This window comes from Streptomyces sp. NPDC059785, assembly GCF_042732375.1.
Lineage (GTDB): Bacteria > Actinomycetota > Actinomycetes > Streptomycetales > Streptomycetaceae > Streptomyces.
Genome location: NZ_JBHWHV010000004.1, coordinates 141,570 through 157,969, shown reverse-complemented (window position 1 = coordinate 157,969; position 16,400 = coordinate 141,570). Strand labels below are relative to the sequence as shown.

Below are 16,400 nucleotides of genomic sequence, written 5' to 3'. Positions count from 1 at the left end.
GCCCGTCGCTGAACCGTCGGCCGTCGCTCAGCCGTCGGCCGACACGCGGCGCGCCACCGCGGCCAGGTGCTCGCGCATGGCGGTCACCGGTCGCCCGGGGTCCCCGGACTCCAGGGCCGCCAGGATCGCCGCGTGCTCCGCCACGGCCTGCTCCGTGTCCGTCGGACCGTGGTCGGCGGTCTGCCGCAGCCGGTGCACGTGGGCGCTCAGCGACTCCGCGGACCTCAGGAGGAAGCGGTTGCCCGAGGCCCGGATGATGGTGAGATGGAACTCCCAGTCCGCGGCGAAGTACTCCCGCAGCCCCGACAGGTCCGCCGGCCGGTCGCCGGTGCCCTTCGCCTTGCGCAGCCGGTGCGCGCAGAGCACGTGCTGCGCGTGCGCGGCCCGCAGTTCGGGCAGCAGGTCCTCGGTGTGCGCCACCGCCCGTTCGATCGCGGCGGTCTCCAGGATGCCGCGCATGTCGAAGAGTTCGGCCAGCTGCTCCGGCGACAGCGGCGGCGCCACCCGGTATCCCTTGAGCGCCACGCGTGAGACCAGGCCGGTGTGCTCGAGCTGCGCCAGCGCCTCGCGCACCGGGGTCTGCGAGACCTCCAGCTCACGGGCGAGCGAGTCGATGCTCAGCGAACTGCCGGGGGGTGTCGAGCCGTCGAGCAGCCGCTCGAGGAGGACGTCATAGACGCCGTCCCGCAGGGCGCGACGGGGCACGACCGGCTTGCGGCCGCCGGCCCGGGCGGTCGTGGGACTGATCTCGTTGCTGTACGTGCTGCTGTCCATGTCGGCGCAATCCTAGCGCGGGGGCACAACCGAGTGGTGCACAACCGATGAGATAGATCCTATAGGATCTAGGATCCTTGCTAACCCGAACATCGACTCGCAGCACCGATCCGGACACCAGCGGCAGCGCTGGTACGCCCCTCCGCCGACCCTGGAGCACCGCCGTGACCGCACTGACCTCAGGCGACCGTCTCGACCACGTGGCCTACGCGGTGCACGACATCGACGCCGCCCTGCCCTGGTGGACCCGGACGCTCGGGCTCCCCCTCCTCGCCGACGAGGTGGCCGAGGAGCCCGGCTCGCGGCTCGCGTACCTCGACGCCGGGGGCGGCATCTGCGTCCAGTTGGTGCAGCCGGTGCGGCACAACGCCGTCCGGGAGTTCCTCGACGCGCACGGCGAAGGGCTCCACCACATCGCCTTCCGCGTCACCTCGCTGCCCGCGACCACCGCCAGGCTCGGGGACCCCGCGGAGGTGTTCGCGGGCGGCCGCGGCTGCGACGCCTGCTTCCTCACCACCACTGAGCCGGGCCTGCGCGTCGAACTCGTCCAGCCGCGAGAACGCGAGCAGCGGCCAGGCCGCGTACGACGGCTGGAGTAAGGGGTAGGGGCATCCGCAGCAGCCAAAGGAGCCCCCGTCAACGGGAGTTGCGTCATGCCGGGCATCGGAGTCGCCGGGGCCGGGGTCGCCGGTCCCCCTCTCGGTCCGCTGCTGCGTCAGCACGGCATACCCGTCACCCTGTACTGCGACCGCGATCCGCGGCGGGCTGCGGGCTGCGATCCGCGGCGGGCTGCGGGCTGCGGGCTGCGGGCTGCGGGCTGCGGGCTGCGGGCTGCGACGGGAGCCTGCCCGCCACCGTCGCGCACCACGCCCCGACGCCGGCCCGGGAGCGGCGCCTCGGCGTCTCGTTCCGGCCCGCCGAGGAGTAACGAGCTCGCCTCCGGTCACGATCTGCTCGTCCTGGCGTCCGGGCGCGGCGGTCTCGCCGAGGTGTTCCCGCGCCGGGACGGCGGTCTCTCGCACCCCGCTCCGCCGCGCCGGCTGTGCGCGGGGCTGTACCACGGGGTCGCGCCGACCGAACCCAAGGGCGTGACCCTGTCCTTGTCGCCCGGCCGCGGCGAGCTCATCGAGACACCCCTGTACTCCCGGGACGGGCCCGTCACCACGCCGGGCTTCCGGCTCACCGGGCCGCTGGATCCGGTGCGGGCCGCGATCACACCTACGGTGCGCGCGGATCACGCCCGGCTGCCGGGCGGGCGGTACGCCCTCGCCCTCGGGGACGCCCGCACCGTCGTCGACCCGGTCGTCGGGCAGGGCGCCGACATCGCCTCGTACGCGGCCGAGGTGGTCGCCGACGCGATCGCCGAGGACCTCGGGTCCGGTGATGTCCCGTCCGGCCGATCGGTCCGGTCCGTTCAGTGCGGGAAGGTGCGGGGCGGCCGGGTCGTGACGGTTTCGCGGAACCCGGCGATCCGCGCGTGCACCTGGCGCATCAGGTACGTCTCCTCGATCCGGTCCAGGTACAGGCAGCGGGCCGCGAGTCCTGCCAGGTCGAAGGCGAAGTACAGGGACATCAGCGGGTTCACGAACAGCTCGCTGCCCCGGGTGCGGTCGGTGAAGCGCACGTCGCCGAAGCGGCCCTGCACCGCCGCCGCGACGGAACCGTTGACGATGCTGGAGTGCTCCGGGGTGGCCTGCTGGGCGTGGGCCACCGCGTCGAGGTAGAGGGCGCCCTCGCGGGTGGCGCGGGGTATCGAGAAGGCGCCGAGGTAGGCGCCGTCGCGGTCCAGCGCGGCGATGTTCTCCAGTACCTGGACGTGGTTGACGCCGTGGTACGCGTCCACGCCGAAGCCGACCGACACCACGAGCCGGACGGGGACGCCGTCGAGTCCGGCCAGCGCCGCCACACTGGCGAGATCCTCCTCCGGGGTGCCGAGCCCGGCCTCGTCGCCGCGCAGCAGGATGTCCGTACCGCCGTCGACCAGCACCACCGCGTCGATCCGGTGCAGCTCGACGAGCGCCCGGTAGGCGTCGCGCAGCGGGCGCACCCCGGTCTGCGGGAAGGCGTACACCGTGGACGGGTAGCCGTTCCGGTGCAGCCACTGGGCGAGGGTCCGCTCCGGGAAGTAGCTCTGGTGGAGGGCGGTTTTGGGGGTGACGGCGGCGAGGTCGGGAGCGGCCCAGTCGTCGAGCGGAAGCCCGTCGAGCATGCTGAACGACAGGTTCGCGAGCTGCACCTCCTTGCCCTGGTGCATGAGTGAGAGGGCCAGCGGCAGACCGGAGTAGATGTCGAAGCCGCCGCCCGCGCCCGCGACGAGGATCCGTTCGGCATCCGCCAGCCGTGCGAAGAGCGGGTTGGTGTGGAGGGACGTCATGACGATCATTGTCCGCCCGGCGGGAACGGCGGCTGCGGGTCAGGCCGGTGGCGGTGTGCGGACGGTGTCCGGCGGACGCGGCTGGACGCGCATGCCGGGCCGGCGCCGGTGGACGGTGAGGCAGTGCAGGCCGTCCGGGCCCGCGTGGAGGCCGCGGGCGGCGCCGTGGGGCAGCCAGTTCAGGCTGCCCGGACGCAGTGGGAGCGGTCCGTCGCCGGGGCCGAGCAGGGTGCCGGAACCGGCGACGACCAGCAGCAGGACGTCGAGGTCCGGCTCGGTGTGGACGTCCACGCGACCGGCGGGCGGGATGCGTACGACATTGGCGTCGAGCTGCCTGCCGGGCTCGGCGAGGCGCCACAGCGCACCGGTCGGTTCCCCGGCGCCATCGACAGGTTCGGCTCCGTCGGCGGGCGCCGAGCCGTCCACGAGCGTCGTGATGTCGCACAGGGTCCGCGCGACGGGTGAGCCGGGGTCACCGGCCGGTTCACCGCCCGGGTCACCGGCCGGTTCGGGCGTGCCGCTGTCTGCCGCGGTCATCTGGTGCACCCCTCATGTGCGTTCGTCCTTCGCCGACGGGCGGGAGCGCCCCCGTGCGAAGCCTCCTGTCAGGAGCCTCCGGGCGAACTCCCGCAGATGGCCGGGTCAGTGACGCACCGCACACGGACCCGAGCCGCCTTTTAATAGGCATCGTACATGCGTATTTGCTAGCGTCCGTGGCGTGCGGCTGACGAAATTCACCGACCTGGCGCTGCGCACCGTCATGCGCCTGGCGGTCTTTGAGGAGGACGACCCGCTGACCACGCGCGAGGTGGCGGAGGTCATGGACGTGCCCTACGCCCACGTCGCCAAGGCCGTCACCCGCCTCCAGCACCTGGGGGTCGTGGAGGCGCGGCGCGGGCGCGGCGGCGGACTGGCGCTGACCGGTCTCGGCCGGCTGGCCTCGGTCGGCTGGCTGGTGCGGGAGCTGGAGGGCGAGGGCGAAGTGGTCGCCTGCGAGGGCGAGACGCCGTGCCCGCTGCGCGGCGCCTGCCGGTTGCGCCGGGCCCTGCGCGACGCCCAGGAGGCCTTCTACGCCGCCCTCGACCCGCTGACCGTGACCGACCTGGTGGCCTCGCCCACCGGACCGGTGCTCATCGGTCTGACCGGCCGCCCCTCGGGATAGTCCGGCCCGCCCGCCCCACAAAGGCACCGACCCGCCCCGCGAGGGGCCCCGCCGGGAGCACCCGTCCCGGCACCCACTCCTTCGCTTGAATGCGAAGATCATTTACCACTTTAGGAGCCGGCATGCTCTCCCAGCAGTCCGCCCCCGTCGTCCGGGCCACCCTCCCGGCCGTCGGCGCCGCCATCGAGGACATCACCGACCTGTTCTACCGCAGGCTCTTCGAGGCCCACCCCGAGCTGCTGCGGGACCTCTTCAACCGGGGCAACCAGGCCAACGGGCAGCAGCGGCAGGCCCTGGCCGGCTCCATCGCGGCGTTCGCCGGCATGCTGCTGCGCGAGGGCGAGCCCGGCGCGCCCCGCCCCGACGCGATGCTCGGCCGGATCGCGCACAAGCACGCCTCCCTGGGCATCTCCTCGGCGCAGTACAAGGTCGTCCACCACCACCTGTTCGGGGCGATCGCCGAGACGCTCGGCGACGCCGTCACCCCGGAGGTCGCCGCCGCCTGGGACGAGGTGTACTGGCTGATGGCCAACACCCTGATCGACGCCGAGGCCCGCCTCTACGGGCAGGCGGGCGCCGCCGAGGGCGGCGTACGGCACCGTATGGAGATCACCGAGCGGCGCCGGGAGACCCCCGACGCCGTCTCCCTGGTGCTGCGGCGCACCGACGGCCGCCCCACCGGGCCGTTCCGCCCGGGGCAATACGTCAGCGTCCAGGTCGAACTGCCCGACGGCGCCCGGCAGATCCGCCAGTACAGCCTGTCCGCCGCGCCCGGCCGCGGCCACTGGCGGATCACCGTCAAACGCGTCCGGGGCGCCGCACAGCCGGACGGCGAGGTCTCGTCCTGGCTGTACGAGCACGGGCACCCGGGAGCCGTGCTCACCGTGTCCGCCCCGTTCGGCGACCTGGTCCTGCCGGACGGCGACGGACCGCTGCTCCTGGTATCCGCCGGGATCGGCGTCACCCCCGTGCTGTCCATGCTGGACCACCTCGCCGTCACCGGCTCGGCCCGCCCGGTGACCGTCATCCACGCCGACCGCTCCCCCGCCGACCACGCCCACCGGGAGGAGCAGCGCAACCTCGTGCAGGCGCTGCCGGACGCCCGGCTCCACCTCTGGTACGAGCGGGTGGACGACGGGACGCCGGACGCGTCCACCGGTCTGGTCGACCTGGCCGCCGTGGACCTGCCGGCCGGTGTGCGCGTCTGCCTGTGCGGTCCGCTGCCCTTCATGCGGGCGGTCCGCGGCGACCTGCTGCGGCGCGGTGTCCCCATGGACGCCATCCACTACGAGGTCTTCGGCCCCGACATGTGGCTGGGGCAGTCGTGAACGAGACCGCCGCCGCGGTCGCCGCCGCGGCGGCCTTCGTCTGGCTCGGGATGGTGCTCGCCATCTCGTTCCTGGAGGCACCGCTGAAGTTCCGCGCCCCCGGCGTGACCGTACGGATCGGGCTCGGCATCGGCCGGCTCGTCTTCCGGGCCCTCAACCGGGTCGAGGCGGTACTGGCGGCCGTCGTGCTCGCGGCGGTCGCCGCGGGCGGTCCCCCGCTGCCGGTCGTGCTCCTGACGGCCGTCGCGGTCGTACTGCTCGCGGCGCAGCTCGCGTTGGTGCGGCCTGTCCTGAACCACCGCTCGGACCGGCTGCTGGCCGGGGAGGAACACCCGCGCTCCCGCGCCCACTTCTGGTACGTGGGGTGCGAGGCGGCCAAGGTCCTCGCCCTGCTCGCCCTGGGCGTCACCACGCTGAGCGCCTGACCGCGGGTCCGGCACCGGCCGGGGCGCGCGAGCGGCTACGGCACCGGCTGCCGCCGCGCGCCCCGGCCGGTCTCCCGCCCGTCCGTGAAGTAGCCGCTCGGCGAGACGCCCAGGGCGCGGCGGAACATGGCGGTGAACGCGCTCGGGGTCGCGTAGCCCAGGCGTGCGGAGATCGCGGTGACCGGGACGCCCTGGGCGAGCAGGGAGATGGCCGCGAGCAGCCGGGCCTGCTGCACCCAGTGGCTGAGCGTCATACCGGTGGCCTCGGGGAAGCGGCGTTGCAGGCTCCGGGCGCTGAGGTGGGCGCGGGCGGCGGCTTCGGCGGTGGTCCAGCGCCGGCCGGGGTCCGCGCGGATCGCCGAGCAGAGCGGGCCGAGCTCCGGGTCGGCGGGGGTGGGCAGGTGGAGCGCGGGTACGGGGTGCGGCGCCAGTTCGTGGAGCAGCAGGTTCATGACGGCCTCGTCGCGGCTGCCCGGCGCGTAGGCCAGGGGGATCCGGGTGGCGGCCTCGATCAGCTCGCGCAGCAGCGGGGACACGGCGACGACGGTGGGCTCGCCGGGCAGTCCGGGCCACGCGCCCAGCTCGACGTAGAGGGTGCGCATGCGGACGGCGCCGGTGCAGGTCATGGCGTGGGTGACACCGGCCGGGACCCAGACGCCGCGGGTGGCGGGCACTACCCAGGTGCCGCGTCCGGTGACGACGGTGATCGCACCGCTGGTGCCGTAGATGAGCTGGGCGCGGCGGTGGGTGTGGGCGGGGATGTGGTGGGCGTCGGGCAGATCGCGGGCCATCGCGGCCAGCGGACGCGGCCCGTCCTGGTAGTCGTCGCGGTTCTCGCTCTTGCCGTACACGGTTCTCGCCGTTCCCTTTGAGGACGCGCTCCCATGGTTTGGGGGCGCACGCCGTCGACGCGCGTGGCGCGACGTCGACAGGTTATGACGCTCACGCGAATGTGCGCCGGTGAAGACGGTCCGTACCGTCGTGCCACGTGCTCGACTCCACTCTCACACGTCCAGGCCGTCGCCGGATCGCGCTGCTGGCCGCCGCCGGCGCGGTCACGGCCGCGAACGTCTATCTCAACCAGCCGTTGCTGGGCGAGGCGGCGCGCTCGTTCGGCGTCGCGCCGGACGTCCTCGGCTACGTCCCCACCGCCACCCAGCTCGGTTACGCGGCGGGCATCGCCCTGCTGGTACCGGCCGGGGACCTGCGCGACCGCCGGCGCCTGATCCTCGCGCTCGGGGCGGGCTCGTCGCTGGCGCTCGCCGCCGCGGCGGCGGCCCCCACCGCGCTCTGGCTGGCCGTCGCCGGTCTCGTCATCGGCGTGCTGTCACCGATACCCCAGCTTGTCGCCCCGCTGGCCGTCGCCCTGGAGAAGGATTTCGGGACCGGACGGGTCGTCGGTCTGGTGCAGAGCGGTCTGCTCGTCGGGGTGCTGGCCTCGCGTACCTACGCCGGAGCGCTGGCCTCGGCGGCGGGCTGGCGCTGGGTCTTCGCCGTCTCGGCCGCCGGCACCGCGCTGCTGACCTGGGTCCTGCGCAAGGCGCTCCCCCGGGACGCGGCGGCCCCGGCCCCTGAGCGGCGGACCCTCGGTTACCGTGCGGCGCTCGCCTCGCTCCCCGGTCTGTTCGCGCACGACCGGCTGGTGCGCCGGGTCACCCTGTCCGGGCTGCTGGTCGGCGTCTCGTTCGGCGCCTTCTGGACCGTGCTGACGTACCTGCTGGACGAGCACTACCACTACGGGTCGACGCGGATCGGGCTGTTCGGTCTGGTCGCCGCGGCCAGTGCCCTCGTCTCTCCGTCGGCGGGCCGGCTCGCCGACCGGCTCGGGCGGCGCGGCGCCCTGGCGCTGCCGGTCTGCGTGGTGCTCGCCGGCTGGGCCCTGCTGTATCCGGGCGGCACCGGCGGTACGGGTCCGCTCGCGCTGGTGTGGCTGACGGCGGGGGTGGTGGTCCTGGACGTGGGCACCTGGAGCCAGCAAGTGGTGTGTCAGACGAGCCTGTTCACCCGTGAGCCGGCTGTGCACAGCCGGCTCAACACGCTCTACTTCACGCTGCGCTTCCTCGGGATCGCCGCCGGATCGCTGACCGGCGCCCGGTTGTGGGCGCAGGGCGGGTGGCCGGCGGTGTGCGCCGCCGGGGCGGTGGCGGCGGCGCTCGGACTGCTCGTCGCCGTGACTCCCGAGCGGACCGCCCGCACCCCGGACACCCGGTGCGTGACCTGAGGGTGCCCCCCGGGGTCAGGCGACGAGCGCCTGACCGCCCGCGCGCACCGGCGCCGCCGGGACGCGGATCGGCGCGGTCGGGATACGGGTGGGCGCGGCCGGACGGCTCGCGGGCCACACGCGGTACGTCGTCTTGGCCGGGTCGACCATGGGGTCACCGAGGATGATCCGGCCCGCGCGGTGCAGCCGGTCGCACACCGCGGTGGGCAGCGCCACGTAGCAGCCGCCCTTGTGGCTACGGGAGTCGAAGGGCTGCCAGTAGCCGTAGCGGCGGCGGCCGCTGGCGTGGATGGTGACGAACACCGGCGTACGGGCGTCGGCGATGATCCGGAACACGGCGGCGTCGTCGGCGGCGTCGAGGGCGAGGTCGGCCTGGGAGCGGGTCAGGAACACGGTCAGACCCCCCTGCCCGTGGCGGGGACGACGCGGGCGCCGGTGCCGCGGAGCGGCCTGGTGTCCTCGTCGGGCACATGCGAGGTGTCCGCGTCCCTGCCGCGATGGGTCAGCAAAACGACGGCCGGGGCCTGGTCGGGGGCAGGGGACATCAGCGGTTGCCTTTCGGAGGAACACGTACTCAAGATCACCTACCCCTATCGAACCAGAAGTTGATCTCCGATGCCCACCTTTCTCCGCAGCTCGTGTCGCCGATTTCACAGGCAACGACGGGAACCGGCCACGGAGTTGAGACGTCCCCGCCCGGGGCTTCCGCCCGGCCGGCGTCAGCCCACCGGTACCGGATAGGTCGGGTACTCCACCCCGGAGACGTGCTGGACGACGCGGACGACCTGGCAGGAGTAGCCGAACTCGTTGTCGTACCAGAGGTAGAGGATCGCGTTGTCGCCGTCGACCTTGGTGGCGCCCGCGTCGACGATCGAGGCGTGGCGCGAGCCGATGAAGTCGCTGGAGACCGCGTCGGGGGCGGTGGTGAAGTCGATCTGGCGCTTCAGCGGCGAGGTCAGCGACACCTGGCGCAGGTGGTCCAGGACCTCCGCGCGGTCGGTCTCGCGGCCGAGCCGCAGGCTGAGGATGGCGATCGAGACGTCCGGCACCGGGACCCGGATCGAGCTGCCGGTGATCGGCGCCTTGAGGTCGGGCAGCGCCTTGGCGACGGCCGAGGCGGCACCGGTCTCGGTGATGACCATGTTGAGCGGCGCGGAGCGGCCGCGGCGGTCGGCCTTGTGGTGATTGTCCAGCAGGTTCTGGTCGTTGGTGAACGAGTGGACGGTCTCCACGTGCCCGCGCAGGACGCCGAACTCGTCGTCCATCGCCTTCAACGGGGGCACGATCGCGTTCGTGGTGCAGGACGCGCAGGACAGGATCCGCTCGTCCGGCTTGATCATGTCGTGGTTGACGCCGTGCACGATGTTCGGGACGTCGCCCTTGCCCGGCGCGGTCAGGACGACCTTGTCGATCCCGGGCCGCAGGTGCTGCGAAAGCCCTTCGCGGTCGCGCCACTTACCGGTGTTGTCGATCAGGATGGCGTCCTTGACGCCGTACGCCGTGTAGTCGATCTCCGAGGGGTCGTTCGCGTGGATCACCTTGATGGTGTTGCCGTTGGCGACGATCGCGCCGTTCGCCTCGTCGACGGTGATCGTGCCCTGGAACTGGCCGTGGATGGAGTCGCGGCGCAGCAGCGAGGCGCGTTTGACGAGGTCCTCGGCGGCCCGGCCCGCGTCGCCGCGGACGACGATCGCGCGCAGCCGCAGCCCGTTGCCCGAGCCCGTCTTCTCGATGAGCAGACGGGCCACGAGGCGGCCGATGCGGCCGAAACCGTACAGGACGACGTCGCGCCCGTCGCGGCACTCGATCTTGTTGTCGCCGGTGGCACCGGCCACGGCCCGCGCGGTGAACTCCGCCACCGGCAGGCCGCGGTCGTCGGCCCGGTAGGTCGCGGCGAGCATGCCGAGGTCGATCTGCGAGGGGCCGAGGTCGAGGGTGGCCAGCGCCTGGAGGAAGGGCCAGGTCTCGGTGACCGACAGCTCCGCGCCGGCGATCTGCCGGGCGAAGCGGTGGGTCTTGAGGATGCTGACCACCGACTTGTTCACCAGGGAGCGGCTGTGCAGCAGGACGGTCACGTCCCGCTCCCGGTGCAGCTTCCCGATGATCGGGATCATCGACTCCGCGATCTCCTCGCGGGTCTTCCAGTTGGTGAACGAGTCGTCGTTGACAGTCACAGATCCATCTTTCGAGCTAGGCAGCGCTCATATGTTAAACCGGCTGCTGACGTGACGATCAACGGGTGCCCCGAGACGGAGGCGGCCGCCCTCAGGGCACGACCGGTGGGTGGTACGGCAGCGTGGCCGACAGCAGGGTGAGCAGGCCGAGTACGACGGGCAGCAGCGCGACCAGGTAGAGGAAGGTGTAGCCGACGATGTCGCGGGCCTTCAGTTTGAGGACGCCGAGGAGCGGCAGCATCCAGAACGGGTTGACGAGGTTGGGCAGCGCCTCGGCGGCGTTGTAGACCTGCACGGTCCAGCCGAGGTTGACGCCCAGGTCGTTGGACGCCTGCATCACGTACGGTGCCTCGATGATCCACTTGCCGCCGCCGGACGGGATGAGGAAGCCCAGGACGATCGAGTAGACGCCCATCGTCAGCGGGAACAGTGCCCCGGAGCCGGTGCCGGTGAAGGCGGAGGCCAGATAGTGGGAGAGGCTGTCGCCCGAGCCGTTGGTGGCCTGCGTGATGATGGCGGCGATACCGGCGTAGAACGGGAACTGGATCAGCACGCCGGAGGTGGCGGGGACGGCCTTGGTGACGGCCGCGAGGAACCGGCGCGGACGCCAGTGCAGCAGCATGCCGAGGGCGAGGAAGAGCAGGTTGTAGGTGTTGAGCGCGGAGATCGCGACGATGGGGTCCTCGCTCGCGAACTCCTGCACCGCCCAGCCCGCCACGAGCGCGACGACGACGAAGGTGAGCAGCGGGCTGTACTCCAGCCACTCCCCCGGCCGGGTGCGCGGCTCGTCGTCCTCGACCGGATCGCTCGGGTCGATCCCGAGGTCGGCCGCGGTACGTATGTCGTCGCCGCGCGGGGCCGTGAGGAAGGCGACGGTGAGGCAGACGGCGATCACGGCGGCGGCGAGGGTGAGCGACTGCCAGGTGAAGATGGTCTCCCGGAACGGGATGACGCCGGTGACCGGCAGCAGCGAGTCGGGCAGGCTCGCCGCGTTGGCCTGGAGCTGGGCGGCGGACGAGCTCAGGCCGAGCGCCCAGCTGCCGCCGAGTCCGAGGTAGGCGGCGGCCGACGCGGCCCGGTAGTCGACGCGCAGATCGTCGCGCTCGGACAGCCGCCGCACCAGCAGACCGCTGAAGATCAGGCTGAAGCCCCAGTTCAGCAGCGCGGAGGTGAGGCTGACGGCCGCGACCGTCACGATGGCCGACCGGTTCGAGCCGGGCACGGCGGCCAGCCGCGTGATGACCCGCTGCACCGGCCGGGCGGTGGCCACGACGTAGCCGCCGATGGCGACCATCGCCATCTGCATGGTGAACGGGATCAGGTCCCAGAAGCCGTCGCCGAAGACGGTGGCCACCTTCGCCGGGGTGCTGCCGATGCACATCGCCGCGACGGCGACGACCGCGATCGTCAGCAGCGCGAAGACGAGGGCATTGGGGAACCAGCGTTCGGCGACGGCGGCGCTGCGCGTCGCGATCCGGGTGAACGGGCTGTCGCCGGTGGGCTCGCGCCGCTCGGCGGTGGCGGGCTGCTGCGTGGTCATCACGACTCCTGACAGGGGACGGCCTGCGGGGACTGCGAGCGGTGGACCACGGCGGCGGCCACCAGGTCGGCAAGGGCGCTGCCGACGGACTTGAAGACGGTGATCTCGTCCGGGGAACGGCGCCCGGTCACGGTGCCGGCGCACAGCTCCGGCAGGGTGCCCGCGACGTCGGCCGCCGCGAACCGCCCCGCCCCGATGGGCTGCACCAGGTCGCCGGCCTCGTGCACGGCCTGCGCGGTGTCGACGTACACGCGGCCGCGGCGCAGGCACTCCTCGTCGGCCTCCCGCATGGTGGGCCGGAAGCTGCCGATGAGGTCGAGGTGGGTGCCGGGCCGCAGCCAGGCGCCCTCGATCACCGGCCGGGTGGCCAGGGTGGCGCAGCTGACGATGTCGGCCTCGGCCACCGCACTCGCGAGGTCGGTGACCACCCGGGCGTCGACGCCCTGCCCGCGCAGCGTGTCCACGAGACGATGGGCGCCCGCCGCCGAGCGGTTGTGGACCAGCACGGTCTCCAGGTCGAAGACGCTGCGGTAGGCGTCGGGGACGAGGCTGCCGACGTGTCCGGTGCCGGTCACCAGCAGCACGCGGCTCTCGGGCCGGGCGAGGCAGGAGGCGGCCAGGGCCGAGGTCGCCACGGTGCGCCTGCGGGTCAGTTCGTCGCCGTCGATGAGCGCGAGGTGTTCCCCGGTGACGGCGCTGGCCAGGACGAAGGCGGAGGACAGGGCCGGGCGGCCGTGGGCGGCGTTGGCGGGGAAGACGTTCACGAGCTTCACGCCCAGGTACTCGCCGTCGGACCAGGCGGGCATCAGCAGCAGCGTCGCGTCGCTGTCCGCGTCGACCGTGTGGTGGTGGCGTGGCGGGGTGTGCGCGCCGCGGACGAAGCCCTCCCGCAGCGCGGGGACGAGTACGTCGAACGGCAGCGCCTTGACGGTCTGCTCGGGATCGATGGTCAGCATGGCGCTCTTTCGTGTGTTCGCAGTTCTTGTGCGGGTCAGGCGTCGAGGGTCAGGTCGGACACGGGCATCGCCTGGCAGGTCAGGCACTGGTCGTCGGGCAGGTCCTCGGGCGGCGCGACGAGATGGGCCACCTGCCCGTCCAGGACGGTGACCGCGCAGCTCTCGCACTGGCCGAGGCGGCAGCCGCTGGGCAGCCGGATGCCTTCCTTCTCGGCGAACCGGAGCAGCGTGCCGTCCTCGCGGTGCCAGGTGAGCCGCCGGTCGGTACGGGCGAAGCGGACGGTGGCGCGGGCGTCGGCGGGCAGGTCCACGGACCGGGCGGCGGCGTGGAACTTCTCGGCGAAGATGTCGAAGCGCGGCACGCCCCGGGCGGTCAGCCCCGAGGTGACGTCGGCGAGCATGGCCTCGGGCCCGCACAGGTAGAAGCGGGCGCGGCGGTCGATGAGACCGGCGTCGACGTGCTCGGCGCCCACCCGGCCGTGGTGCTCGTAGTCGCGGCCCCGGCGGTCGCCGGGTCCCGGCCTGCTGTAGTGGTCGTGCACCCGCAGCCGGGGCAGCCGCCGGCGCAGTTCGCGGATCCGGTCGGCGAAGGCGTGGGCGGCGGAGTCCCGGCTGCCGTGGTGCAGGACGACCTCCGGGACGGTGCCGCCGCTGTGGGCGAGGGTCTCCAGGTAGCCGATGAACGGCGTGATGCCGATGCCGGAGGCGAGCAGCACGACCGGCCGGCCGATGTCGGTGGGGATGACGAACAGCCCGGCGGGCGCGGTCACTTGCACCCGGGTGCCCACGTCCGCGGTGTGCACCAGGCCGGAGACCTCCCCGCCCGGCACCCGGCGTACGGCGATGCTGTACGCGGTGCGGTCCGCGTCGCGGGCCGGGCCGGTCAGGGAGTAGGAGCGGGCGAGCGGCGCCCGGCCGGGCGCGGCGGGGAAGCCGAGGGTGACGTGCTGGCCGGGCCGGAAGTCGGTCAGGGGCGAGCCGTCGGCGGGGGTCAGGCCGAGCGCCAGGACGTTGGTGCCCCGCGGGGTCGCGGAGGTGATGACGAACTCCCTCGCCCCGGTCCAGCGCGCCGTGGCCACCGGCCGGACGTCGCAGGTGGTGGCGCGCATGGGCACGGAGCCGCTGACCGGGTCGCGGACGTCGTCGTCGATGAGCAGGTTGTAGTTGCTGCCGCCCGGCCCGTAGGGGTCGTACCCGGGCAGCCCGAGGTCCTCGGCCGCCTGCCACCAGCCGTACTCGGCCACCACCACGTCGTCGTGCAGGTCGCTGTCGATGCGGGCCCGCATGCGGACGGTGCCGTTGCGGGTGGACAGGTCGACCCACTGGCCGTCGCCGATGCCGCGGTCGCGGGCCAGCCGGTCGCTGATGTCGACGGTGGGGTCGGGGCTGCGCTTGCGCAGGGAGGACAGACCCCGGTGCTGGCTGTGGCAGAAGTAGCCGTTCTTGGCGCAGGTCAGCCGCAGCGGATGCCGGGAGTCGGGCACACGGCCCGGCGCGGTGTGCTCGGGGACGGGCGGGTAGCCGTGCGCGGCCAGCCGCTCGGAGTAGAGCTCGACGCGCCGGGTCGGGGTGGCGAAGCCGGTCGTCCGGCCGTCCTCGGCGACCTGGGCGTACTTGCGGTAGGTGGTCTCCAGGGGGACGCGGAGGCCGCCGGGCCGGCGGCGCAGTTCGTCCACGGTGAGGCCGAGGGGGGCGAGCTGGTGGTTCCAGCCGGCGGTGACGTCGCCGCCGAAGAAGTCGTCGCCCATGCCGAGGCGCCGGGCGAGGTCGAAGACGACCTCGGTGTCCGAGCGGGACTCGCCGACCGGCTCGACCATGCGCTGTCTGAGCTGTACGTGTTCCTGGGCGCGGCGGCTCACCTCGAAGCCGGCCCTGACCGCCTCGTGTTCCCAGGGGCTGTTGACCGGCAGCAGGATGTCGGCGAACCGCGAGGTGGGGTTCTCGAACAGGTCGAGGTGCACGTAGAAGTCGAGGGCGCGCAGCGCGGCGGCGGTGCGGCGCGGGTCGGGCTGGGACAGCACGAGGTTGCTGCCGAAGCCGACCAGGGCGCGGACCGGGTAGGGGTCCTGGTCCAGGACGGCGCGGCACAGGTCACGGCCGCTGACCCAGCCCTGGGCCGGCGGGCCGATGGGGTGTTCTTCGATGCCCAGGGTCCTGGCCCGCTGCCCGGGGGCGAGCTGGTCGAAGCCGGTGACGGGGTTGACGGGGTGCCGGGGCCAGACGACGTTGCCGCCGGGGGTGTCGAAGCTGCCGGTCAGCGCGTACAGGGTGGCGATGGCCCGTTCGGTCTGGGTGGCGTTGGCGTGCTGTCCCACGCCGGTCCAGGCGTGGTAGGAGACGGACCGGGCGGCGATCAGGGCGTCGGCGAACGCCGTCAGGTCCGCGGGGTCGATGCCGGTGGTGCGGGCGGTCTCCGCGACGGTCCAGGGGCGGCAGGCGTCGCGGTAGCGCTGGAAGGCGGGTACGCAGTCGACGGGGCCCTCGGTGGTGGGTATCCGGTAGGTGCCCTCCAGGGCGTAGCGCTCGGGGTGCCGGGCGGGGTAGCGGGTGTCGTAGGGCCGCCAGGTGCCGTCCGCGGTGTCGTGGACGGCGAAGCCGGTGAGGTCCGGGGCGATCTCCCCGGCCCGCAGGAAGCGTCCGGTGTCGCGGCGGACGAGGAGCGGGGCGTTGGTCCAGGAGCGGACGAAGGCGTCGTCGTGGCCGCGGCGTTCGAGGATCTGCCGGGCGGTGCCCAGGGCGAGGGCGGCGTCCGTGCCGGGCCTGACCCGCAGCCAGTGGTCGGCGCCGGAGGCGCTGGTGGAGCGGCGGGGGTCGATCACCGCGAGCCGTGCGCCGCGGGCGCGGGCGTCCGCAAGCGCCGCGGACTGGGCGAGCCAGGTCTTGGCCGGGTTGTGGCCCCACAGCACGGCGAGGTCGGTGGCGGCGAAGTCCGCGGTGGGCAGTGCGCAGCCGAAGGTGAAGGCGTGGGCCCAGTCCTTGTGCCAGTTGCAGACCTCGGTCGAGTAGCAGGTGTTGGGGCTGCCGAAGAGCCGGATGAACCGCTCGATCCAGTCGATGGAGTCGGACAGCGGGGTCCCGCTGGGCGAGGTCACGGCGAAGGCCACCGACTCGGCCCCGCTCTCGCCCTTGATCCGCGCCAGCTTCTCCGCGATCTCGCCCATCGCCTCGTCCCACCCGATGGGCTCCCACCTGGGGTCCGGATCGGACTTGGGGGTGGTGCGGCGCAGGGGCCTGGTCAGCCGGTCCGGGTGGTGCACGATCTCGGGTGCGGCCCGGCCCTTCGGGCACATCGCCGCGCCCGTCGGGTGGTCCGGGTCGGGCCTGACACCGGTGAGGGCGCCCGCGTCGACGGTGTAGACGGCGCCGCAGCGGGAGCGGCAGAGGGTGCAGTAGCCGTGCTTGTCGACCATCGATCATTACTCCTGGGTAACCGGTTACCGGCTACC

At 73.2% G+C, this 16,400-nt stretch carries 14 protein-coding genes and 1 pseudogene; 6 read left to right on the top strand and 9 right to left on the bottom strand.

What is annotated here, in order from left to right:
• Positions 1–27: 27 nt before the first annotated feature.
• The gene (locus ACFV6E_RS04450) at positions 28–774 is read right to left on the bottom strand and encodes a GntR family transcriptional regulator (RefSeq protein ID WP_385159499.1); all 747 of its coding nucleotides are present in this window, start codon (positions 772–774) and stop codon (positions 28–30) included.
• 164 nt (positions 775–938) lie between these two features.
• On the opposite strand from ACFV6E_RS04450, the gene ACFV6E_RS04445 reads away from it, so the two are divergent.
• Together ACFV6E_RS04445 and ACFV6E_RS04440 are read left to right on the top strand one after the other, a co-directional pair.
• Positions 939–1,373 carry a VOC family protein gene (locus ACFV6E_RS04445; RefSeq protein WP_385159501.1) on the top strand — a complete coding sequence of 145 codons (435 nt, stop codon included), beginning with the start codon at positions 939–941 and terminating at the stop codon, positions 1,371–1,373.
• A gap of 54 nt (positions 1,374–1,427) precedes the next feature.
• Positions 1,428–1,937: pseudogene (locus ACFV6E_RS04440) on the top strand (styrene monooxygenase/indole monooxygenase family protein); the annotation flags it as partial.
• A 251-nt stretch (positions 1,938–2,188) separates the two neighbouring features.
• On the opposite strand, the gene ACFV6E_RS04435 reads toward ACFV6E_RS04440, so the two are convergent.
• Together ACFV6E_RS04435 and ACFV6E_RS04430 are read right to left on the bottom strand one after the other, a co-directional pair.
• A complete protein-coding gene (locus tag ACFV6E_RS04435; protein WP_385459321.1) occupies positions 2,189–3,148 on the bottom strand; it encodes a DUF1152 domain-containing protein in 960 nt (319 codons plus the stop codon).
• Positions 3,149–3,187: 39 nt separating this feature from the next.
• Entirely contained in the window at positions 3,188–3,685 is a 498-nt protein-coding gene (locus ACFV6E_RS04430; RefSeq protein ID WP_385459319.1) for a cupin domain-containing protein, read from the bottom strand.
• 181 nt (positions 3,686–3,866) lie between these two features.
• Here ACFV6E_RS04430 and nsrR point away from each other — a divergent pair, with 181 nt between their 5' ends.
• From nsrR to ACFV6E_RS04415, 3 genes are all read left to right on the top strand, one after another.
• Entirely contained in the window at positions 3,867–4,310 is a 444-nt protein-coding gene (gene nsrR, locus ACFV6E_RS04425) for a nitric oxide-sensing transcriptional repressor NsrR (protein ID WP_385159509.1), read from the top strand.
• Between the two features lie 122 nt (positions 4,311–4,432).
• On the top strand, positions 4,433–5,638 hold the full coding sequence (locus ACFV6E_RS04420) for a globin domain-containing protein (RefSeq protein ID WP_385459317.1): 1,206 nt from the start codon (positions 4,433–4,435) through the stop codon (positions 5,636–5,638).
• Positions 5,635–6,063 (top strand): hypothetical protein, encoded by a 429-nt coding sequence (locus ACFV6E_RS04415; protein ID WP_385159513.1) that lies wholly within the window; start codon positions 5,635–5,637, stop codon positions 6,061–6,063. The genes ACFV6E_RS04420 and ACFV6E_RS04415 overlap by 4 nt, the downstream gene beginning before the upstream one ends.
• A gap of 35 nt (positions 6,064–6,098) precedes the next feature.
• On the opposite strand, the gene ACFV6E_RS04410 is transcribed toward ACFV6E_RS04415, so the two are convergent.
• Positions 6,099–6,914: a helix-turn-helix domain-containing protein gene (locus ACFV6E_RS04410; RefSeq protein ID WP_385159515.1), complete on the bottom strand. Its 816-nt coding sequence runs from the start codon at positions 6,912–6,914 to the stop codon at positions 6,099–6,101.
• A 137-nt stretch (positions 6,915–7,051) separates the two neighbouring features.
• Between ACFV6E_RS04410 and ACFV6E_RS04405 the strand changes: the two genes are divergently transcribed.
• Complete coding sequence (locus ACFV6E_RS04405; RefSeq protein WP_385459315.1) at positions 7,052–8,284, top strand: MFS transporter; 1,233 nt, start codon at positions 7,052–7,054, stop codon at positions 8,282–8,284.
• A 15-nt stretch (positions 8,285–8,299) separates the two neighbouring features.
• Here ACFV6E_RS04405 and ACFV6E_RS04400 read toward each other — a convergent pair whose 3' ends face one another.
• The 5 genes from ACFV6E_RS04400 to ACFV6E_RS04380 form a co-directional block, all read right to left on the bottom strand.
• Positions 8,300–8,677, bottom strand: coding sequence for a hypothetical protein (locus ACFV6E_RS04400; RefSeq protein WP_385159519.1), 378 nt, complete (start codon positions 8,675–8,677; stop codon positions 8,300–8,302).
• 326 nt (positions 8,678–9,003) lie between these two features.
• Entirely contained in the window at positions 9,004–10,458 is a 1,455-nt protein-coding gene (locus tag ACFV6E_RS04395; protein WP_385159523.1) for a glyceraldehyde-3-phosphate dehydrogenase, read from the bottom strand.
• A 91-nt stretch (positions 10,459–10,549) separates the two neighbouring features.
• Complete coding sequence (locus ACFV6E_RS04390; protein WP_385159525.1) at positions 10,550–11,998, bottom strand: short-chain fatty acid transporter; 1,449 nt, start codon at positions 11,996–11,998, stop codon at positions 10,550–10,552.
• The gene (locus ACFV6E_RS04385) at positions 11,998–12,954 is read right to left on the bottom strand and encodes an ornithine cyclodeaminase family protein (RefSeq protein ID WP_385159527.1); all 957 of its coding nucleotides are present in this window, start codon (positions 12,952–12,954) and stop codon (positions 11,998–12,000) included. Before ACFV6E_RS04385 ends, ACFV6E_RS04390 begins: the two co-directional genes overlap by 1 nt.
• Positions 12,955–12,989: 35 nt before the next feature.
• Positions 12,990–16,364 carry a molybdopterin-dependent oxidoreductase gene (locus ACFV6E_RS04380; protein WP_385459313.1) on the bottom strand — a complete coding sequence of 1,125 codons (3,375 nt, stop codon included), beginning with the start codon at positions 16,362–16,364 and terminating at the stop codon, positions 12,990–12,992.
• Positions 16,365–16,400: the final 36 nt, after the last annotated feature.